At 63.0% G+C, this 20077-nt stretch carries 17 protein-coding genes; 4 read left to right on the forward strand and 13 right to left on the reverse strand.

What is annotated here, in order from left to right; translation table 11 throughout:
* Positions 1-7 precede the first annotated feature (7 nt).
* The 3 genes from BKG76_RS06240 to BKG76_RS06250 form a co-directional block, all read right to left on the reverse strand.
* On the reverse strand, positions 8-586 hold the full coding sequence (locus BKG76_RS06240; protein ID WP_070936678.1) for a hypothetical protein: 579 nt from the start codon (positions 584-586) through the stop codon (positions 8-10).
* 18 nt (positions 587-604) lie between these two features.
* The gene (locus BKG76_RS06245; RefSeq protein ID WP_070936679.1) at positions 605-1261 is read right to left on the reverse strand and encodes an MspA family porin; all 657 of its coding nucleotides are present in this window, start codon (positions 1259-1261) and stop codon (positions 605-607) included.
* Positions 1262-1452: 191 nt separating this feature from the next.
* Positions 1453-1959 carry a hypothetical protein gene (locus BKG76_RS06250; RefSeq protein WP_070936916.1) on the reverse strand — a complete coding sequence of 169 codons (507 nt, stop codon included), beginning with the start codon at positions 1957-1959 and terminating at the stop codon, positions 1453-1455.
* Between the two features lie 215 nt (positions 1960-2174).
* Between BKG76_RS06250 and BKG76_RS06255 the strand changes: the two genes are divergently transcribed.
* Entirely contained in the window at positions 2175-2792 is a 618-nt protein-coding gene (locus BKG76_RS06255; RefSeq protein ID WP_070936680.1) for an FABP family protein, read from the forward strand.
* A gap of 293 nt (positions 2793-3085) precedes the next feature.
* On the opposite strand, the gene BKG76_RS06260 is transcribed toward BKG76_RS06255, so the two are convergent.
* The 6 genes from BKG76_RS06260 to BKG76_RS06285 are packed head-to-tail and all read right to left on the reverse strand — an operon-like array spanning position 3086 to position 12865.
* On the reverse strand, positions 3086-3886 hold the full coding sequence (locus BKG76_RS06260) for a hypothetical protein (protein ID WP_070936681.1): 801 nt from the start codon (positions 3884-3886) through the stop codon (positions 3086-3088).
* A complete protein-coding gene (locus tag BKG76_RS06265; RefSeq protein ID WP_070936682.1) occupies positions 3879-7067 on the reverse strand; it encodes a type I restriction endonuclease subunit R in 3189 nt (1062 codons plus the stop codon). Before BKG76_RS06265 ends, BKG76_RS06260 begins: the two co-directional genes overlap by 8 nt.
* Positions 7060-8157 carry a PDDEXK nuclease domain-containing protein gene (locus tag BKG76_RS06270; RefSeq protein WP_070936683.1) on the reverse strand — a complete coding sequence of 366 codons (1098 nt, stop codon included), beginning with the start codon at positions 8155-8157 and terminating at the stop codon, positions 7060-7062. Before BKG76_RS06270 ends, BKG76_RS06265 begins: the two co-directional genes overlap by 8 nt.
* Positions 8157-9374 carry a restriction endonuclease subunit S gene (locus BKG76_RS06275; protein ID WP_165611484.1) on the reverse strand — a complete coding sequence of 406 codons (1218 nt, stop codon included), beginning with the start codon at positions 9372-9374 and terminating at the stop codon, positions 8157-8159. The genes BKG76_RS06270 and BKG76_RS06275 overlap by 1 nt, the downstream gene beginning before the upstream one ends.
* Positions 9367-10995 carry a class I SAM-dependent DNA methyltransferase gene (locus BKG76_RS06280; RefSeq protein ID WP_070936685.1) on the reverse strand — a complete coding sequence of 543 codons (1629 nt, stop codon included), beginning with the start codon at positions 10993-10995 and terminating at the stop codon, positions 9367-9369. Before BKG76_RS06280 ends, BKG76_RS06275 begins: the two co-directional genes overlap by 8 nt.
* Before the next feature lie 19 nt (positions 10996-11014).
* The gene (locus BKG76_RS06285; protein WP_070936686.1) at positions 11015-12865 is read right to left on the reverse strand and encodes a hypothetical protein; all 1851 of its coding nucleotides are present in this window, start codon (positions 12863-12865) and stop codon (positions 11015-11017) included.
* A gap of 171 nt (positions 12866-13036) precedes the next feature.
* Here BKG76_RS06285 and BKG76_RS06290 point away from each other — a divergent pair, with 171 nt between their 5' ends.
* Entirely contained in the window at positions 13037-14437 is a 1401-nt protein-coding gene (locus tag BKG76_RS06290) for a Fis family transcriptional regulator (RefSeq protein WP_070936687.1), read from the forward strand.
* 70 nt (positions 14438-14507) lie between these two features.
* Here BKG76_RS06290 and BKG76_RS06295 read toward each other — a convergent pair whose 3' ends face one another.
* Complete coding sequence (locus tag BKG76_RS06295) at positions 14508-15362, reverse strand: aminodeoxychorismate lyase (protein WP_070936688.1); 855 nt, start codon at positions 15360-15362, stop codon at positions 14508-14510.
* Between the two features lie 70 nt (positions 15363-15432).
* Between BKG76_RS06295 and ygfZ the strand changes: the two genes are divergently transcribed.
* Both ygfZ and BKG76_RS06305 read left to right on the forward strand, forming a co-directional pair.
* The gene (gene ygfZ / locus BKG76_RS06300; RefSeq protein WP_070936689.1) at positions 15433-16536 is read left to right on the forward strand and encodes a CAF17-like 4Fe-4S cluster assembly/insertion protein YgfZ; all 1104 of its coding nucleotides are present in this window, start codon (positions 15433-15435) and stop codon (positions 16534-16536) included.
* Positions 16537-16651: 115 nt separating this feature from the next.
* Positions 16652-16831, forward strand: coding sequence for a DUF3073 domain-containing protein (locus tag BKG76_RS06305; RefSeq protein WP_070936690.1), 180 nt, complete (start codon positions 16652-16654; stop codon positions 16829-16831).
* Between the two features lie 29 nt (positions 16832-16860).
* Here the strand turns inward: BKG76_RS06305 and purM are convergent, their stop codons facing one another.
* Genes purM through BKG76_RS06320 form a run of 3 tightly spaced genes read right to left on the reverse strand, consistent with a single transcriptional unit; the run spans position 16861 to position 20073 of the window.
* Entirely contained in the window at positions 16861-17943 is a 1083-nt protein-coding gene (gene purM, locus BKG76_RS06310) for a phosphoribosylformylglycinamidine cyclo-ligase (RefSeq protein ID WP_070936691.1), read from the reverse strand.
* Between the two features lie 49 nt (positions 17944-17992).
* Complete coding sequence (locus BKG76_RS06315) at positions 17993-19066, reverse strand: NAD(P)H-dependent amine dehydrogenase family protein (RefSeq protein ID WP_070936692.1); 1074 nt, start codon at positions 19064-19066, stop codon at positions 17993-17995.
* The gene (locus BKG76_RS06320) at positions 19063-20073 is read right to left on the reverse strand and encodes a Rieske 2Fe-2S domain-containing protein (protein WP_070936693.1); all 1011 of its coding nucleotides are present in this window, start codon (positions 20071-20073) and stop codon (positions 19063-19065) included. Before BKG76_RS06320 ends, BKG76_RS06315 begins: the two co-directional genes overlap by 4 nt.
* Positions 20074-20077 lie beyond the last annotated feature (4 nt).

The raw sequence follows: 20077 nt of genomic DNA on the forward strand, positions 1-20077 counted from the left end.
AATTCATTCAGTGTGATGCGGCGGGTCCCAGGTCCGGACCGCTGTTGAGTGAGCCGGGTGCGATGGTTCCGTTCGCCTTCGGTTGGACGGACTCGCTGTCGGCGGCCGGTGGTGGCTGATGCGTGCCGGGGACGGGGTCTTCCAGACCTCCGGGGGCGCCGCCCGGCATGCTGGCCCCGGGCACCACGCCAGCGGCCGGATCGGGCGCACCGATCGAATCCATCGGCGATTCCGGGCGCACACCCGGCGCGACCCCCAGCGTCGAGTTGCGCAGCGGTTCGACGCCGAGTTCCGAACCGGGCATTCCGAACTCCGCCGAGTCCGAATCCGTGTTGCTCATCGCGCTGGTGCCCGCGGCGTCGAGTACCCGGCGCGGACGCATCCAGAACCCGAGGATGTAGGTGTAGGCGCCGGGTTGATGACCGATCCGGCCCGGCATGTTGTGGTACGGGAGCCCGTCGTATCCCGGCGGCGGGCCCGGCGGGACCGGAGGCGACGGCGCGGCCAGTGCGCTGGGCGCCAGGAAGAAACCCGCGCTCAGGAGCGCGGCGAGCAGTGCCGCGCCCGTATTGATGCGTGATGCCATTCGGGTGACCGTCCTCGTCTAGATCTTGATCGGTTCGCCGTAGATGGCATACGAGGAATGCGCGCCGGTGGTCGAGATACGCAGGTACGCGTACGACCGGATGGTGACGTCCCCGCCGCAGGCGTCCACTTTGACGTGCAGGTTCGTAATATCCAGCGTCGCTCGGCCCGACGGGTTCAGCGCCATGTTGGACATCGGCAGGTCGACGATGACGCCAGGTTCCAGGTCGGTCTGCACGTAGCCGGTGGCGCCGCCGCCCACGGACCCGCCGATGGAGTTGCTCGACCCCAAAGACCCGGTGCCGCTCACGCCGCCGGAGACCGCGCCGCCCAATTGCAGTCCGCTCGACACATCGGACTGGCAGCCCAGCTGATATCCCATGATGAAGAGGCTGTCCAGGATTGATCCCTGTCCGCCAGTGACTGCCGCCGACGAGTACAGATTGACGAAGGCCTCGCGCGAGTTCGACGCATTGGCGAGGTTCGGGATCGAGTTGACCACCTCGTTATAGCTGTTCAGATGGATATGCCAACCGTCCGGGGTCACCTGATCCAGGTCCTCCGGTTGCATGGTCACCGGTTCCGCGCTGGCGGTGGGAGCTGCCACTGCGGCGAAGCACACGGCCACTGCCGCGAAGCACGCGGTGCGGATACATCGAATGAACGTTCCTGCCATGTCGGCCTTCCAGGTGAGTGCTGAAGAGCCGTAGCAGCGGTTCTGCCCGACCAATTCAGCGCGAACTGAGCGGGTTATTTCTAGCTAGCGCCCAGTTAACGCCGATCCCAGTTCCGGTGAACGACGGCTGAACGGAAATAAGGTGGGGTTTACCTCTACTCGGAGGTAAGGCTGTCCCCCATCGAATCGATTCAGTAGACCCAACTACTGGAGGGCTGCACGACGAATCCGTGTTCGCCGTAGTGCCGATCGGGCGGGTCCTGGGTGTCCGCGGGCCAGGAATCGGGCTTCTTGGCGCGGCAGGCCAGCGCGTCGTCGGCGAGGACTGCGCAAACGGTCCCATTGCCCGGCGCGATCTTCGAGCCGGTCGGCAGCAACGGATACGTGTGGTCGTCTGGGCTCTGCTCGTACTGCGCGATGAGCCCCGGCTTGGTTAGCGACACCACCACGGAATTCATGCCCGCACCGGCACCGACGATCGGCCCGGTACAGGACACCCCCAGGTCGGCGATCATGTTGCTCTGGCATCTGAGACCGCTGGGGGTGCTGAAGACCCATCCCGACATGCTCGGGTGCGCGCCGATCACCTGGTATTCGGCGAGATCGGCGGCCGGGTAGGAGTCGACATCCGGGAACTTCGGCGGCTGCGCATTCGCTGCGGGTGCCGCGAAAAGCGCGGCGAAAACCGCGCTGGACACGAAAAGTGCAGATAACCATCGCCCGGACAAGACCTTCACACCTTTCCATCGCGGTAGCTGTAGTCGACGTTACCCGGCGAGTTGTGGGTCACACCGTTATCCCAGGTAAGCTCCCATCCCGTGGTGCTCTTCTTCGAGATCATGTTGGTGGCCGCGGTGCTCGTCATCACCTGGTTCGCGCTGTACGCGCTGTACCGGCTGATCACCGACGAGTCGTGACGGAACCGGATCCGACCGCCGCCGAGCAGCGGCCATCGGTGGGGAGGAATCTCCCCACCTTCCACGACCTCCCCATCCCAGCCGATACCGCTAACCTGCGCGAAGGCCCGGACCTCAATGGGGCGATGCTGGCCCTTTTGCCCCTGGTTGGGGTGTGGCGCGGTGAGGGCGAGGGTAGGGATGCCGACGGCGACTACCGCTTCGGACAGCAGATTGTCGTCGCACACGACGGCAGCGACTACCTCACGTGGGATTCACGATCGTGGCGGTTGGATGCCGATGGGCAGTTCGACCGGCTGACCCTGCGTGAGAGCGGTTTCTGGCGGTTTGCACCCGATCCCGATGACCTCGCCGAGAGTCAGGCCATCGAATTGGTGCTGGCGCACGCCGCGGGCTTTGTCGAGCTGTTCTACGGCCAGCCGCTCAACGCTTCGTCCTGGGAACTGGTGACCGACGCGCTGGCCCGGAGTAAGTCGGGTGCGCTGATCGGCGGGGCCAAGCGGCTGTACGGCATTGTCGACGGCGGCGACCTGGCCTATGTCGAGGAGCGGGTGGGCGCCGACGGCGGCCTGGAACCGCATCTTTCCGCGCGGTTGTCGCGTTTCGCTGGCTAGTCCTTCTGCCGAGCACGCCCATATGTGCCGAAAATGGCACGAAAAGCGCACATTTCAGCATGCTCGCCCCGGAAAAGGGGGCGGCCCCCGAACCGTTCGGCTCGATCGGACTCATCGAGGGTTCGGGGGCCGGGTGGCTGCTGTGGATTTGCCCACCGCAGCGCATGGCTGCAGCTAGCGAGCAGCCACCTCACATGTCCAATAACCAATCAAAGTGTCGGACCACCTCCTTCCGTGTGTACCGACGACGGTACGACGCAAGAGGGTGTGCCACAACCGATTTATTGCCTGCCTTACCACTGTGTGTCATGGCCTGGCGGACCGATCAGGATCTCGCGCGGGTCCTGCTCGGTGATCGCCACCTCGAATGCCTGATCAAGGTCTACCTCGGCGACATATTCAGCACCATCCCGATCGAAGCGAATCTCGTTGAAACGCAAGGTGGTAATCCATTTCCACTGCGCCATCTCCTCGATCTCTTGCCGAACTGACCCGACACAGTCCTCACATTCGTCGTCACCAGCGTCCTCGACGTGCGCTTCGCACGGCTCAATCGGCGTCGTGTAGACGTGCCCTGGATCCCAGAGTGAGCCCCGTGGTGGCCAATCGAGCTCCAACCAATCGCCCGGCTCGAGCCCGTAGATGCCAACTGCCTTCTCCAGTGCGACCTTGCGGTCGGCCTCCGACCATGCCATCTTGGGCGGCAAAGCGACGTCCTCAATGGGGTCAACTCCGCGATAGTCCCAGGGGTCGCGCGCCGGTTCGGGCGAGTCGACAGTCGCCTCCGCAGCCCTGTCATACCAATGCAGGGTGCTCAGTTCATCGTGCGGTATGGATGTGTCCGTAGGAGGGGTCACCTCGGCTTCGAGGTATGCCCACCGATTCCACACTTCATGCACCAACCGAGGAGGGAGCTTTCCGATGATCTCCCGCTCGATTACCGCGTCCTCGGCGGCCTCCCCCAATTCGGGGGTGAGGCGATCGCACTCCACATTCAGCCAACGTGCGTGCGCGGCAACAGCATCGGCGTCCATCGCGTTATGCGGATAACGCTCCTGCACATGCGTGAATACCCGCAGCAGTCGGTCACTCATCCCTCTCCTCCTTGTCCTGCCGGTCCTGTTCGGCATAGTCCGGTGCGAGCTGCTCCATCTGGTCCAGCACCAGTTTGATTGCACCGGGCTGCTTGTCGGGTGGGTACTTGTACTTGACCAACAAGCGCTTGATCGATGACCGCAGCTTGGCCCTCAGATCATCACGGAATGTCCAGTCGGTCTTGGTGTCTCGCTGCATCACTCGGACCAGCTCTCGGGCGATCTGCGCGAGCACGTCTTCACCTTGAAACTCGACAGCCGATTCGTTATCGGCCACCGCGTCATAGAATGCCAGTTCGTCATGCGACAGGGGTGGCGAGAAACGCTGTCCGCGGTTACCTTCAGCGGCTGCCTCTTTCGCCATCGCGATCAGCTCAGCGATCACCTCAGCCGACGTGAGCTGCTGGTTGGTGTACTTGCGCATGAGTTCGGCGACCCTTTCGGAGAATGCGCGCTGCCGCACCAGGTTGTTCCGCGTCGCTGCGCCCATCTCCCCGGTGATCAGCGCGCGCAGCGCCTCGATCGCGAGATGCGGGTTGTCCGAACGCTTGGCCTTCTGCTCGAACTCCGGTGTCAGTTCGGACAACGACGGTTTTTCCAGCCCGGCCGCCTGATAGATGTCGACGATCTCGCCGGCTCCCGTCGATTCGTCGACCAGCGCCGAGAGCATCCGTCTGATGTCCTCGGGTATCGGCTTGCCCTCGGCCTGGCGCTGCTGTGCGTCGAACTTGCCCATCAGCACACGAACCTGCTCATAGAACTTCACGGTCTTATGCCGATCGGCAAGGTTCTCATTGCCCGAGCACAATGTCCAGGCCCGGGCCAGCTCGCCCGACTTGACGCGGAACTGGTCACCGAGCGGTGGCGTGTCTTGATTTCCGGGTGTCACTGGATCCCGCAGGTACGCAGCAAGATTAATAGCTGTCTTCATCCAGCCCACGACCGAAGTCTTTGGCCGCCAATCAAATCCCGCCGACAGTTGATCCAATTGATCGATCAGAGTCCCGGTTAGCGCGATTGCTTCATCGATATTCTTACCGAGCGGCTGCCCATTGCGGTCGTCTTCTGTGTACTCCGCCAGCGCTGCCGCAAGATTGTCCACCAGCGGGGCATACGCCACCAACTGCCCGTGTAGCTTCCCGCGGAACGTGCGGTTCACCCGGGCCAGCGTCTGCATCAGCAGCGCACCCTTGAGCGGACGGTCGAGGTACAGGGTGTGCAGCGGCGGCGCGTCGAATCCGGTCAGCATCATGTCCTTGACGACGACGATCTGCAGCTCGTCGTCGGAGTCGCGCAACCGGTTCTGAATCGCCTTGGTCTGCCCGCCCGAACGGACATGTTTGGCGACCAGCCCCTTGTCCTTGGCCGACCCGGAATAGACGACCTTGATCACGCCTTCGTTGTCGGAGTCGCTGTGCCACTGCGGCCGTAGCGCGATGATCGCCTCATACAGGCGTGCGCAGATCTCCCGAGTTGCTCCCACGATCAGCGCCTTACCGGGCGATTCGATGAACGGCCTCATGGCTTCTGAGCGGGACTCCCAGTGCGTGACGATGTCCTCGGCCAACTTCGCGATGCGCTCAGGGGCTCCGTAGATGGCATTGATGACGGCTACAGATTTCTCGATCTGCGCGCGTTCTGCATCGTCGAGTCCGAGGGTGGCCTCGTCGACCGCCCTGTCGAGATCATCCTCCTCGAAACCCTTCGTCCAGCCAACCTTCGCGAGCCTGGGCTCGAAATAGACTGGGACTGTTGCCTTGTCGTTGACCGCGCGAGTGAGGTCGTAGATGTCGATATCTGGTCCGAAGACGTCACGGGTGTTGCGTTTGCTCTCCGATATCGGGGTGCCGGTAAAGGCGATGAACACCGCGTTGGGCAGGGCATCACGGATATGCCGGGCGAAACCATCGAGATCGTCGTAGTGGCTGCGGTGGGCCTCGTCAACAATGACGATGATGTTGCGCCGGTCGCTGAGCAGTGGATGATCGGCGCCGGATTCCCTCTCCCCCTTGGTAAGGCCGAATTTCTGGAGGGTTGTGAAGTAGATGCCACCAGTGGTGCGATTGGACAGCTCGTCGCGTAGTTCCGCCCGCTTCGTCACCTTGACGGGCGATTCCGGCAGCAGGAGCGAACGATTGAACGTCTCAAAAAGCTGTGAATCGAGTTCGGTACGGTCGGTTACGAGCACGATGGTCGGGTTTTTCATCTTCGGTTGCTGCGCAACCAGGTGAGCGTACAGCTCCATCTCCATCGACTTGCCCGAACCCTGGGTGTGCCAGACGACGCCGGCCTTGCCGTTGGTCTCGGCCGCCTGCACCGTCGCACCTACGGCTTTAGTGACGGCAAAGTATTGATGCGGCTTAGCAATTCGCTTGATCAAGCCACCATCTTCGTCGAATGCGACAAAGTTGCGCAGCAGCTGTAAGAACCGTTCGGTGTTGAACAGACCTTCGATGAGCGTGTCCGACTCGATGACGACGTTACCGTCCGAGTCGAGCGCTCCGACCGCAATCAGCTTCCCGTCGTCGTCCACATTCCAGGGCGCGAAGTGCTCCAGCGGCGTGAACGGTGTGCCGTAACGGGCGGAGACTCCGTCACTGACCACAGTCAGCACCGCAAACCGGAACGCCATGGGGAATTCGCGCAGATACGTCTGCAATTGCGCATGGGCGTCGGCAACATCCGCGTCCTTGGCGCCAGCCTGTTTCAGTTCGAAGATGACGACCGGCATTCCGTTGAGGTACAGCACGATGTCGAATCGCCGATGGTGCTCGCGGGTACGGATCGTAACCTGTTGCACGGCAAGGAATTCATTTTCCTCAGGGACATGGCTGACGAGTCGAATGGTTGGGGTCTGTTCGATGCCATCCGAGTCGATGTAGGTGACGCCGCGATAGCCCTCGACGAGGTACTTGTGCAGCCGAAAGTTTTCGGCGATGGCGTCCTGCGACTCGGGCTGGGTGATCGTCTTCTGGGCCTGATCGAGGTACTCGCCGGGAACGTCAGGATTGAGTTCACGCATCTTGGCCAGCATTCGCTCCGGGAGCGTGATGTCCGCCCAGGACTCCCGGCCGCCGTCAGCGCCCGGCGCAATCTTGTTGCCGGTGAGCGGTTCCCACCCATGCTCGCCAAGCTTGTCGAGAGCGTCTTGCTCCCAGGCAGCTTCACTGAATTCACTCATCCTTCTCCCCTTCATACGGATCACCCTCGAACTCGGCTTCTATCTCTTCGACGGTGGGCAGGCTCGTTTCTAGTTCGGCAGGAAGGCCCGCGGTGATAGCGGTCTTCCATTCCGCGACGCCGATGGGCGCGGCGTATCCGCGCAGCGCGTATTCGGCGACGACATTATTTTTGGTCTTGCACAAGACGAGTCCGATGGTTGGCTTGTCGTCCGGGTGGCGCAACAGGTCATCGACAGCTGCCATGTAAAGGCCCAGTTGGCCAAGGTAACTCGGGTCGAAGTCGCCAACCTTGAGTTCGATCACCACGAAGCAACGCAGCCTCAAGTGGTAGAAGATCAGGTCGGCATAGAAATCGGTGTCCCCGATCTCCAGGTGCACTTGACGGCCGACGAAGGCGAAGCCCTGGCCGAGTTCAAGTAGAAACTTCTCGACGTGATCGGTCAGCGCGCGTTCCAGCTCGTGTTCACGGCGAACGTCGACGATGCCGATGAAGTCAAAGAGGTACGGATCACGGGTCACCTGTTGGGCCAGGTCCGAATCCGAGGGCGGCAAGGTCCGGGCGAAGTTGGTGATGGCCTTGCCCGCGCGCCGGTGGAGCTGCGTGTCGATCTGGTGGACCAGAATGTCGCGGCTCCACCCCTCCTCGACGGCGGACTGGGCGTACCATAGTCGCAGCTCAGAGGTGTCGAGCTTGTCGAGCAGCACCATGTGCTGGCGCCACGGCAATTGTGCAGCGCTGCGCTGCACAATTGCGATATCCCGCCACGCCGCCGCGAAGGCCCGCATGTACTTCAGATTGCGCGGCGAGAATCCCTTGGCGTCGGGGAACTGCTCTCGCAGGTCGTCCGAGAGCCGGTCGATGACGCGCGCACCCCAGCCCTCCGCGTGCTGACGGGCCAGAATCTCCTTGCCGACTCGCCAATACGTGACAACGAGCTCCTGGTTCGCAGCTGCGACGGCGCGCTGACGGCCGGTCTGCACATGATCGGCAACGGCGTCGAGAAGTTCCGGATACCAGCCGGGGACTGGGGCTTTGGTGGCCGCGGCGGGAAAGCGGGCCTGGCTGTCGTCCTTATCATCGCTGGCCATCACAACACCTCAGCCACAATGGTTTCCGCGTCCTTGACACGGAGCTTGCCGGACATCAGGAGCGGGAGAAGCTCGTCGCGGGTCTGAGCGAGTTTACGTGCTTCAACTCGCGCCGAATGAGCCCGCTCCCTGACGGAGAAAGCGATATCCTCAAACCTGTCCCATTGAGCCGGCGACAGGTCGGGAATTGGCGCTGCGCCAAAACGGTCGCCCCGCACCGCTGGGTATGCGCTACCTTCGGCTACCGACTCCAAATATCTGACAAATTCTTCCGTTCGTGTTGCCTCATACAAGCCTGCGACACGTCTTGAATGGGGAGTCAGAACTGCGAGCCCTGTCGATGCAACCAGCTCATTGCAATCGTCCAAAACCAACGCATGTGATCGCCGGTTTGGCCGAACCGTCGACCAAACCGTGTCGCCTCGTGAGACACCCCGTCGCGCTCTCCCAGGAGCCGTCGCCCAGTTACTCAGATCTGGCATTTCATATCGGCCGCATCCCACGGTGGCGATGTCCATGTAACGGAGCGAGCCGCTCTCGTGAGGCTTCAGCGTACGCAAATTCACATCTGCGATCGCACGCAACTCTCCCCACGAACACCCATTGACCAAACTCGCAAAAGTGGCGGAAACCAGCTGGTCTGTCAGTTCGCAGATCCGCTCGTTGGCGGCGATCTTGTCGTCGAGAGCGCCAAGCACGTCGGCGATGGCGCGCTGCTGACTCATCTCCGGCAGGCTAATCGGTAACGCCTTCAATTGTCCTAGGTTGAATCCAGGAACCGAACTTCCGATTGCCTGACTCCGCACAAGGTCAATCATTCGGCGTTGCGACAAGTAGTAATAGAGAAATAGCGGCACCACCTGTAGCGGGTCTGCCGTCATCTTCATCTGCTTGTTTGAGACGAGATAGCTGTCGAAGCGGCTGGATTTCTGGATCAGGCCTAACTGACCAACAGTGCCCCAACACGTAAATACCAGATCCCCTGGCTCGACGATCGAACGAGAATACGTTCGAGCGAGTTCCTCTGGGACGAATACGATTTCAGATTCGTCAAGCCTGACGCCGACATCGTCGCTCAGATTGCTACCACGTAGCATGGGTATACCATCGGAAGCAAAGTTCTTCGCTGAAACAGCTGATCCGAACGGCCCAGTTGCAAACGCGGATGGCCGCTTTGCGCCAAGGTCACCAAGTAGAACGGTTCGAATCTCACTCATTGATCCGCTCCAGCTGCTTCCGCACAACCTTCTCCAGCCGCGCCGATTCATCAAACGCCGCAAGTAATTCCGTTGTAAGCCGTGTGATCTTCTCATCGATCGGCTCCCCGTCATCCTCGACTTCGGCCGCACCCACATACCGACCCGGGGTCAACGCATAGTCGGCAGCCTTGATCTCTGCCAGCGTCGCCGACTTGCAGAACCCCGGAATATCCTCGTAGGTAATGCCTTTCGCGGATGCCGACGTTGACCCGCGCCACGCATGGTAGGTGTCGCCGATTCGCACGATGCCCCCATCCGGACCATCGCTGAGCGCACGCTCGGCCCGGTCCACCATGTACCCGAGCTCGCGGGCATCGATGAACAGCACTTGCCCCGACCGGTCGATCGAACCCTGCTTCCCTGCCGTCTTGTCTTTGGCAAAGAACCACAGGCACACCGGGATCCCGGTGCTGCGAAACAGCTGGGTCGGCAACGCAATCATGCAGGACACCAGATCAGCCTCAACGATCTGTGCTCGAATATCGCCCTCTCCATTGGAGTTTGACGACATCGACCCGTTGGCCATCACCACACCCGCCTTGCCGCCAGGCTTGAGCTTGGACAGGATGTGCTGAATCCAGGCGTAGTTGGCGTTGTTGGCCGGTGGCACCCCGTAGCGCCACCGTGCATCCTCCTCGTTGCGCGTCCAATCCTTGATGTTGAACGGAGGATTGGCCATCACGTAGTCCATCTGGACATCGGGGTGCTGGTCGCGCGCGAACGTGTCGCCCCAGCGAGCGCTGAGTCCCTTGTGGTCGATTCCGTGAATGGCCAGGTTCATCTTGGCCATCCGCCAGGTCTCCTCGATGCTCTCCTGACCATAGATGGCAATGTCTTTCGCGTCGCCCTTGTGATCGGCGATGAACTTCTCGGTCTGCACAAACATGCCGCCCGAGCCGCAGCACGGGTCATACACGCGCCCCTTCGTCGGCTCCAGCACCTCGACGATCACCTTGACCACGCTGGGCGGGGTGAAGAACTCGCCGCCCCGTTTTCCTTCTGCCCGTGCGAAATTACCGAGGAAATACTCATAGACCTCGCCCATCAGGTCACGAGCCTTGTGCTCGCCCTGACGGCTGAACCGCGCACTGTTGAACAGGTCGATCAGTTCGCCCAACCGGCGCTGATCGATATTGTCGCGGTTGTACAGCCTCGGCAGCGTGCCTTGCAGCGTCGGGTTCTCCTTCATCACGGCATCCATGGCCTCATCGATCAACTGACCGATGTTCTTGAAACGTTCGGCCGTATCCATCCCTTTGGCGTTCTCGGCCAGAAACTTCCAGCGCGCTACCGGCGGCACCACAAACACGTTGTAGCCGTGGTACTCCTCGGGATCGTCGATCAAGACGTCGATCTGATCCTCGTCCATGCCGTCAGCAGCCAACTCGGCACGGATGTCCTCGCGCCGCTCCTCGAACGCATCCGAGACGTACTTGAGAAACACCAGCCCGAGGATCACGTCCTTGTACTGGCTCGCCGACAGCGACCCGCGCAGCTTGTCGGCGGCCTTCCACAGCGTGTCCTTGAGTTCCTTCATGGTCGACGGTGCCTGCGGCTCCGCCTTTTTCCTCGGTGGCATGGTGCGCTTTCCTCTCTTCTCAAATACTGGTCGTGGTGATGTCGAGGGTTAGGGCGCCCGCGGCTACCCCGTCGATCAACGCGGACTTCAAATCTCTGGCCGCTTTGGTTCTGCGAGCCAACTCGCGCTCGTAGTCCTCTGTGCGCCGCAATGCGTCTTCCAGCCGCGCGGCCTCATCAGCCTTGAGTACCGGCACGCTCCAGGTCTTCCATTCGCTTCCAGCACTGGCTCTTTCGTTGATGACGGCGGCAAGCAGGCGCGGGCCGATCTCCGCGGAATCGGCCAGCCGGATGACACGCGCCGGTGAGGCGACCACCGCCCCGCCCCGCGCGTCCACCCAGGCCCGCGGCTTCGGCTTCTCGACAAAGATGACGTCGCCGGGTTCGGTGCGGACCGCTCGCGGATATTTGCGCACGGCATCGAACGGGTCCAGGAAAAGTGACCCCACCAACTCGACGGGCAGTACCTGCACGGTCCCATCGACCGCCCCGGCGGTGCGGTCGATACGCCGTCCCCGCAGCAATCGGAGGCGCTTGAGAACGTGTGCCTCGCCGAGCGAGCGGTGCTGCAGCCGAATATTGCCGTCAGCCGGCCTCGCCAATACATCAAGGGAGCCCAGCGGCGCGGTGGTGGTCAGGGTCGCCCGATGAACGTCATCGAGATACTTGCCGAGGCGATCGCCGCCAACTTTCACTGCCCGCACGCCGCGCGGCACCACCGGCCCCCGGGCAAGAATCGTAGCAATATCGATCACCCGCGCATAGCGGTATGCGCGCTTGTCATTTCGTGACAGCGCCCCAGCGATGTCGGCCGCAAGGTCGGTCAGTTCTATGGTCTCGACCGCACCGAGATCCGCCACCGAAACTTTCGCCGCATCCGCGCCGCCGATACATACCCACACGGCGAGAGCCTGGCGATGCGCCTCGGCCCACAACCCGCGCGGAAGGCGCAGCGCCGCAACGAGGTTGTTGACTCGTAGCACCTCGGCGCGACGATGTTGGAAATCCCCGGCGAGTTCATCGGTGAGCGCGGACGCACTTCCTAGAACCACCGCGATATCGCCGGAGGCCAGCCCCAACACAACGTCGTCCATTGCATCGAGAGTTTGGGATATGTCGCGGCCAACAAGCGATAGCGCTGAAACAGATTTGCCTGCAACAGCTTCCCCAACGAATAGTCCCCGGATCAGCGCCCGGCGTCGTAAGCCGCGGTCGGTGGTGCAGATATCAATTCCGCACGCCTCAGCTACGTCCAGCGCGACTGCGGCATCTTCTGCCGTGAGTATCACCTCGTCCTGGCCAAGGTGCACCGCCGCAGCCTCAATGAGGCAGCGCAGCAACTCGATTCCACGCACACTCAGCCCGCGCAGACCGCCCTCACGGCCGAGGCGCCCTGTCTCAACCCTCGTCAAAGCGTCGCTGGAACCCAGCGAGACTTCGATCAGGTCGTCGATGTAGAGCAGCACCTCCTCGGGCGGGTTCACCTGCCGTATTTCACGGGCGATTGCCAAGTCGTCGGGGTCGTGTTCGTCAGCCAGCGCGACGCGCGTCTGCTCGGATGTTCCGGCCAACTCCTGCCCGGTCAGCACATGCCAGCACAGCAGTGTGACGGCCTCCTCCAGACGGACGCCCGCGGGGACGGCGACCGCGGACGCGTCGTACGCATGCTCGCGGTTGTTACCCCGGCCCGTATCGGTCAGCCATTCGACAATCTGGTTGCGATCGAACCGTTCGATTCCCCCGGCGTTATCGACCGGGGCGGGAAAAGGCACCGAGACGCCTCGAACCACGGGGCGCTTTCGCCACATGCTGACGACAGGGCGTTGTACGTTGGCAAGGTCCGCGACATCCTGCAGGGTCAGCGTGTTCATGGCACCTCCTTTCCGGGCTTCCCCCAAGCTAGACCTGCTGTCTGAAATTGCCAACAGTAGTTACTGATAAGCCCCCTTATCAGTAACTACTGTTGGCAATTTGCACAAGTGGGCGCAGCCTGAATTCATCCGACCCGCATCCGGCGGGCACTCTCAAATTCAGGAGGAGATATGACCGACAACAAGGCACAAGCCCGTTTCGACGACACCCTGACAGGCGTCTACATCGAGCGAATCACCGTGCACGACAAGGATGTTGCCCGCGAGGCGCAGCGCTGGACCACCGGCGAACGCGGCCGCATCGTGGACGATCCAGACGAACTGGCCGCCGCGGACCTCAGCGCATTCGTCACCGAGGCCGTCAAGATCGGCGCGCATGCGCTCTCGGCCGCAGGCCAGGCCCAGGATGCACGGGCGGTGGAGCAGATGATGCGGGACCTCGGCGAGAAGGCCGCCGAGACCAGCACCAAGGCCGTCGAAGTCACCGAGCGTGCTGTGAAGTCCGCATCCGACACCGTCGCGAGGGCCTCAGAGGACGCCAAAAAGGCCATCGGCGACGCCGACAAGACCACGCGCAAGGAGCTGCAGGACTCGACCAAGACCGTCGTCGCGGAAATCCGTCGGCTCTTCGGGGGCGACCATCCCGAAGTCGTCGAGCGCATGGTGCCGCTGCTGGAGAAGTTCGGCACTGATCTGGACGCCAAGGCCAAGGTGACATTCACGGCGCTGCAGGAGAAGACCGCCAAGCAGTTCGATCCGAGTGACCCAATCTCGCCCATCGCCAAACACACCGCGGCGCTCGACGCGCAGCAGCAGAAGCTCACCAAGGCGCTCAACGAGAACCACTCAGACCTGGTCAAGAAGGTCGACGAGGTGATCGTCACGTTGAAGGTGCAGGAGGCGAAGCGCTCCGTGACCAGCCGCACCACCAAGAAGGGATTCGTCTATGAGGAGGCCATCAACGCCCTGGTCGACGATATCGCCGCCGGCTTGGGCGATGAGTACACCGACACCAGCAACTCCGCGGGCACAATCTCGCGCTGCATGATGGGCGACGGCGTGCTCGCCGTGAACGGCGGTCCGACGCAGCTGGTGATCGAGATGACCGACTCGGCCGACCGGAAATGGGGCCCCTATCTCGATAAGGCGGAGCGAAACCGGGAGGCGGTCGCCTCGTTGGGGATCGTCCCGACGGCCGAGCAGAACGGCGGACAGTCGATCCGGGTGCTGGGGCCGCGGAGGATCGTGGTCGCATTCGACCCTCAGTCCGACGATCCCGCACTATTGCGGACCGTCATCATGCTGCTGCGCGCAAGCGCCCTCGCGGTAAGCAGCCGGCGCGGGTCCGAGCAGATCGCTACCGCTGAAGAAAAGATCAGCGAGGCGCTCGCTCAGCTGGGCGATATCGAGAAGGTCAAGAGCATGGCCAGCTCGATCCAGAAGAACGCAACAAAGATCGAAAATGGTTGCACCGGAATCAATGCCGCGATCCAGCGGCTCCTCACCGATGCGCTGGCGGCACTGACCGAGGTGCCCGCCGACGATATCCAAGACCCCGGCGCGGTCGCCTAGTGGTGTGTCGGCGAGCAGACGCTTGGTGCGCGAAAGCCCAGGAACTCTGTGCACTAAGCGTCTGCTCGCGTTATTGCGCGATCGCCTTGTCGACCAGCTCGGGCAGCCGCGCCGCCAGCGGCCCCGCAGGACGGTCTGCACCGTCGAGCGTGCGCACCCGCGCCGCCAGAGTAATGCTGGCCAGCATCCAAACATCCTGGGCAGCAACCAAATCAGCGGGCGTCACGGCCTCATACCGGCACTGAACGCCCTCTGCGGCGGCCACCTCGAAAAGCGCCCGCTGGGTGGTTCCATGCAAGATCCCATGCTCCGGGAAAGGTGTCACCAGGGCGTCACCGGTGTCCACGATGACCGTCGAGCGCGGACCCTCGAGCACGAATCCATCCGAGCTGACGAAGATGACGTCCTGCGCCCCTTGCACTTCGGCGTATCGCAGGGCGGACATGTTGATGGCGTACGAGAGCGTCTTCGCGCCCGATAGCAGCCACGGCAGCGGCTCGGCGGGTTGCGCGGGTAACCCGCGATCCAGGGTAATCACCGAGACACCGTCACGCCGCGCCGTCAACGAGCGCGCGGGAACCGGCGCGATGGTCAGGTATGCCGTTGCACCCCCACCGCTTTCACGCCCTCTCGTGTACACCAGGCGCAGCATCGCGTCCGCACCCGACATCGAATTCCATTGCCGTACACCGATCTGGACCGCAGCCCGCCAGGCGGCACGGTCGGGCTCGGCGAGATCCATCGACGCCGCCGATACGGCCATCCGGTCCAGATGGGCTTCCAGCTTGCAGACGGCGCCGCCACGCACCAGTGCCGTCTCGAACGCTCCGTCACCGCGAACAGCGGCGAGCTCGTCGGCATGCAACAGCGGCACCTCGGGGTCATGCACTTCACCGTCGAGTGTGACCACCACCGCTACCGCCATGGGCAATGAGATTAGCGGTCGTAGAGTTGCACATGTGATGAGCCGCTTGCGTGAAGAACATTAGGCACCGATGACGGCTGTTTACGTACCTGAAGGCAACCCCGACGCCGGTGCGGTGTGGCACTATGGCGATCCCCTAGGTGAGCAGCGTGCGGCCCTCACCGGCGCCGTCCTCGTGGACAGATCGGGTAGACCGACGATTTCGTTGTCCGGTGCCGAACGGCTGAGCTGGCTGCACACCATCTCCAGCCAGCACGTCGCCGACCTACGAGACGGCCAGACACGGGAGAACCTCAGCCTCGACGGGCAGGGGCGTGTCGAAGACCACTGGGTGCAAACCGATCTGGACGGTGTCACGTACCTGGATACCGAACCATGGCGTGGCCAGGCGCTCAAGGACTTCCTCACCAAGATGGTGTTCTGGGCCAAGGTTGAGGTGGCCGCGTCCGAGCTGAAGGTCTTCACCCTGCTCGGACCCGGCACCGCAGAGCTCGCCGGGAAGTTGGGAATCGCGGCCCTGCCCGCGCTCGACAGCGCCGTCGCGCTACCCGGTGGCGGCTTCATCAGGCGCATGCCGTGGCCGCTGCCCGACGCGACCTTCGACCTCCTCATCCCGTCCGGAGCGGGCCTGGCCGAACGTCTGGGCGTGCGTCCTGCCGGCCTGTGGGCGTTCGAGGCGCTCCGGGTCGCTGCCGCGCGCCCCCGGCTGACCCTGGACACCGATGAGCGAACCATTCCCCACGAAGTGGCCTGGATCGGCGGTATCGGCCCGGACGACGATCCGCGGGCCGTGCATCTGGCCAAGGGCTGCTACCGCGGGCAGGAGACGGTGGCCCGGGTACACAACCTGGGCAAGCCGCCGCGAGTGCTGGTGTTGCTACATCTGGATGGTTCCGCCGATCGCCCATCCACTGGTGACGAGGTGGCCGCCGCCGGCCGCGCAGTGGGTCGGGTGGGCTCCGTGGTCGATCATGTCGACCTGGGTCCCATAGCGCTGGCTTTGGTCAAACGATCGGTCGTCGAGGCCCTTTCGAACGGCAATCCGGCGCCCCTGTCGGCGGGTCCGTCACCCGCCGCCATCGACCTAGATCTACTGCCCGACCTGCAGGGTGAGCAGCGCGGGCGGGAGGCCGTGAACCGACTGCGGCAAGGGTCTGTTCAACCGGGTAGTTAGGGCGTGCAGCAGTTGGTGGATCGGCACGCTAAACTATCGTCAGGATCGATAAAAACACTCCACCGGAGCCGCCCTGAAATTGGGCCGCTCCGCTATTGCGCGAGGGGGTTCCCCCATGGGCCGCGGCCGGGCAAAGGCAAAGCAGACCAAGGTTGCTCGCGAGCTGAAATACAGCTCTCCTAACACGGATCTCGAGCAACTCCGCCGTGAACTTTCCGGCGCTCCGGTATCTCAGCCGGATGACGACCGCGCCAGCGACCGCTGGACGGACGACGAGGACGCCTGGCGCCGGTAACGGCCCGTCGGTATTCCCACCCGAGGTTCTTAGAACCTCGGGTGCTGCCCCACGAGTAAGGCACTTTCGCCGCCTGAATCCTTGCCCGACTTCTTCTTGATGGCGCCAAGGGTCCAGCAGTCGATGTGTCGTGCGGTCAGGACCGCGAGTGCCCTGTCGACGTCTTCGGGTGCGACGACGGCGACCATGCCGACGCCCATGTTGAAGGTCTTTTCCATCTCGGCGCGCTCGATGCGGCCGCGCTGGGCGATCATCGCGAAGATCGGACCGGGAGTCCAACTACCCCTGTCGAGTTCGGCGACCAATCCGTCGGGGATCACGCGGGCGAGATTGCCCGCGAGCCCGCCACCGGTGACGTGGCAGAAGGTCCGCACCTCGGTCTCGGCGGCCAGCGCCAGGCAGTCCTTGGCGTAGATGCGGGTGGGCTCCAGGAGCTCCTCGCCGAGAGTGCGGCCGAACTCCTCGACCTGTCCGAACAGGTCCATCCGGTCGATTTCGAGTAGCACGTGCCGTGCCAACGAGTACCCATTGGAATGCAGTCCCGAGGATCGCATCGCGATGACGACATCGCCCGGACGCACCCGGTCCGGTCCCAGCACCCGGTCGGCCTCCACTACGCCCACTCCGGTGGCCGACAGGTCGAAGTCATCGGGGGCCATCAGGCCCGGATGTTCGGCGGTCTCGCCACCGAGCAGCGCGCAGCCTGCGATGGCGCATCCCTCGGCGATACCGGCGACCAGCTCGCTGACGCGTTCGGGCACCACCTTGCCGACGGCGATGTAGTCCTGCAGGAAGAGCGGCTCGGCCCCGCACACGACCAGGTCATCGACGACCATGGCCACCAGATCGAGGCCGACGGTGTCGCGTTTGTCCATGGCCTGGGCGACGGCGATCTTGGTGCCGACGCCATCAGTGGAGGCTGCCAGCACCGGCTCGCGGTATCCGCCCTTGAGGGCGAACAGCCCGGCGAAGCCACCGATACCGCCCAGCACCTCAGGGCGATGCGTCTTGGCGACGGATTTCTTGAACAGCTCGACCGCCCGGTCACCGGCTTCGATATCCACCCCGGCCGCAGCGTACGAATTACTGGGTTTGTCGGCTCGCTCGCTCATAACGGGCCTTAGGCTACCCGTCCCAGCTGTCAGCGGTGTCCGCACAGCCCTACTTGAACCGGCCCGCGAATCCGCGCAGTGGCAGGTCGGCCGAGGTGAGGATGCCCGGCGGGGCATCGATGACGCTCCGGATGGCGTTGAGCGCGGGCAGGCCCGTGACGGTCATCCCGACGGATGCGAAGGCGGCGGGGTCGGAGAAGTCGGTGCCGGGCTTCGGGATGACCATGTGCTTGCTGTAGACGCAGGGATCGCCCTGGATCTTGGTGACGTAGCAGCCCTTGACGTTCCAGTGCGGCTGAGTCTTCGGGGTCATCTGCCATTCGACGTGCACCTCGACCTTGGGCACCCCGTCGACGATCCCTTGGTATTTGAGGTAGTTGGCACCCAAAGAGCCCTTGGGCAGCCGGTACCAACCGAGGTCGACGTCTTCGGTGCAGGCGCCCAGCTCATAGGAAAACGTCACGTCGTCAAGTTTCAGGCCGAAGCAGTCGGCCATCAGGTACACCCCGTCGGCGAAGACGCGGGTGCCCTTCTCCAAGAGCGACGGAATCTCGGGGTCTGTCACTGGCCGCCCGTATCCGACCATCTCCCAGGAGTCCACCGAGTGATGGCAGGACACGTCCACCGATTCGATGACGGTCACGTTCTCGATCTCGGCGACATCGCAGGAGTGGACAACGCCCAGGATCTGCGTCAGCCCCGGGTTCATCCCGGTGCCGTAAAAGGTCGATCCGCCGCGTTCGCATGCCTGCTGCAGCACGTCGGTGGTGGGTCGGCCCGACGGGTGCGGGTGGTTCTGGTCGCGGTGATGCCCGGTGATCCAGTCGGCGGTGGTGACGATGTCGATGCCCGCCTCCAGCACCTTGACGTAGAGATCCTCGTCGGGGAAGACCCCATGAAAGGTCAGTACGTCGGGCTTGGCGGCGATGATCTCGTCGACGGTGCCGGTGGCGATGACTCCGTTGGGTTCCAGCCCCACGAGCTCACCGGCATCCCGGCCGATCTTTTCCGTTGAGTAGCAATGCAATCCGGCCAGCTCCAGATCGGGGTGCCGGGCGATGCGCTTGATCATCTCGGTGCCGACATTTCCGGTGGCAACCTGAAACACCCTGACTGCACTCATGCTCTGATCATCCTTTGGGTAGCTTCCGGGTAGAACTGTGTCGCCCATTTGCGCAGGGCGATGAAGCCTTCGTATTCGGCGCGCACCAACGCGGGCGGGTCCGAGTACCGCTGATGCGACCAGATGTGAACATCGGCGAGAAATTGGTCGATGATGGCTTGCGAGAACGTCTTCGCGGTATGTGGCGGCTCAGCGGATTCGTCACCGGATTGCCTGCCGATGAAGACGGTGAACCGCACATCACAGGTCTCGTCATCGACGGGAGTCACCGCCGAAACGGTGCGGTTGTCGATCATTCCCCAGCTCTTGGTGACGGCGACGCCCAAGCCGCCGTTGATGGCCTGCACACCACTTTTCATGTCCTCGGCGGACATGCCCGGTATCTCGTCGAAGGCGATGGTGAAGTCGACGTAGGAGATCGGCTTCTCGAACTCCTGCCGGGTGAACTTCGGAATGAACGGAGTCCTGTGTACGTATTTGAAATGCGCGAAGTCGACCCCGTTCTCTAGAACATACTGCGGATGCAGTTGCAGCCGTTCGCGATACAGGGTGCTGTGCGGGAATCCTGGGTAGTAGTCCTGGGCACTGCTGCCGTCGTCGAACCCGGTGAACACATCCGGGACGTCGAAAAACGGTTCACGGCCGTCGGTGTCGTGCCAGATGTAGATCGCCTCGTTGCGTTCCACCACTGGATAGCTTCGAATGCGCCGCAACGGGTTTGGTCGCTTCTCGTAGGGGATGCACACGTTCCTGCCATCGCGGTTCCACTCCCAGCCGTGGAACGGGCAGACGATGTGGTCGCCCTCGACATGTCCACCGTGACCCAGGTGCGCACCGAGGTGCTCGCAGTAGGCGTCCATCACCGCCGGCTCCCCCGACTGCGCACGCCAGGCCACCATCTCGCGCCCGAAGTAGGTCAGACGCCGCACGGCGCCGACGGCGATCTCCGCGGACCAGGCAACCTGGAACCACCCGGTGGGCTTCATCGACAACGGCGGCTTCGGCATCGGA

The sequence above is a fragment of the Mycobacteroides franklinii genome (assembly GCF_001853795.1).
GTDB lineage: Bacteria > Actinomycetota > Actinomycetes > Mycobacteriales > Mycobacteriaceae > Mycobacterium > Mycobacterium franklinii.

Excerpts from the sequence above, each read along its gene's own strand:
- BKG76_RS06290 (WP_070936687.1), top strand. The coding sequence starts at position 13,037 with ATGACCGACAACAAGGCACAAGCCCGTTTCGACGACACCCTGACAGGC.
- BKG76_RS06320 (WP_070936693.1), bottom strand. The coding sequence starts at position 20,073 with ATGCCGAAGCCGCCGTTGTCGATGAAGCCCACCGGGTGGTTCCAGGTT.
- purM (WP_070936691.1), bottom strand. The coding sequence starts at position 17,943 with ATGAGCGAGCGAGCCGACAAACCCAGTAATTCGTACGCTGCGGCCGGG.
- BKG76_RS06305 (WP_070936690.1), top strand. The coding sequence starts at position 16,652 with ATGGGCCGCGGCCGGGCAAAGGCAAAGCAGACCAAGGTTGCTCGCGAG.
- BKG76_RS06295 (WP_070936688.1), bottom strand. The coding sequence starts at position 15,362 with ATGGCGGTAGCGGTGGTGGTCACACTCGACGGTGAAGTGCATGACCCC.
- BKG76_RS06270 (WP_070936683.1), bottom strand. The coding sequence starts at position 8,157 with ATGGCCAGCGATGATAAGGACGACAGCCAGGCCCGCTTTCCCGCCGCG.
- ygfZ (WP_070936689.1), top strand. The coding sequence starts at position 15,433 with ATGACGGCTGTTTACGTACCTGAAGGCAACCCCGACGCCGGTGCGGTG.
- BKG76_RS06240 (WP_070936678.1), bottom strand. The coding sequence starts at position 586 with ATGGCATCACGCATCAATACGGGCGCGGCACTGCTCGCCGCGCTCCTG.
- BKG76_RS06280 (WP_070936685.1), bottom strand. The coding sequence starts at position 10,995 with ATGCCACCGAGGAAAAAGGCGGAGCCGCAGGCACCGTCGACCATGAAG.
- BKG76_RS06315 (WP_070936692.1), bottom strand. The coding sequence starts at position 19,066 with ATGAGTGCAGTCAGGGTGTTTCAGGTTGCCACCGGAAATGTCGGCACC.
- BKG76_RS06245 (WP_070936679.1), bottom strand. The coding sequence starts at position 1,261 with ATGGCAGGAACGTTCATTCGATGTATCCGCACCGCGTGCTTCGCGGCA.
- BKG76_RS06275 (WP_165611484.1), bottom strand. The coding sequence starts at position 9,374 with ATGAGTGAGATTCGAACCGTTCTACTTGGTGACCTTGGCGCAAAGCGG.
- BKG76_RS06260 (WP_070936681.1), bottom strand. The coding sequence starts at position 3,886 with ATGAGTGACCGACTGCTGCGGGTATTCACGCATGTGCAGGAGCGTTAT.
- BKG76_RS06285 (WP_070936686.1), bottom strand. The coding sequence starts at position 12,865 with ATGAACACGCTGACCCTGCAGGATGTCGCGGACCTTGCCAACGTACAA.
- BKG76_RS06265 (WP_070936682.1), bottom strand. The coding sequence starts at position 7,067 with ATGAGTGAATTCAGTGAAGCTGCCTGGGAGCAAGACGCTCTCGACAAG.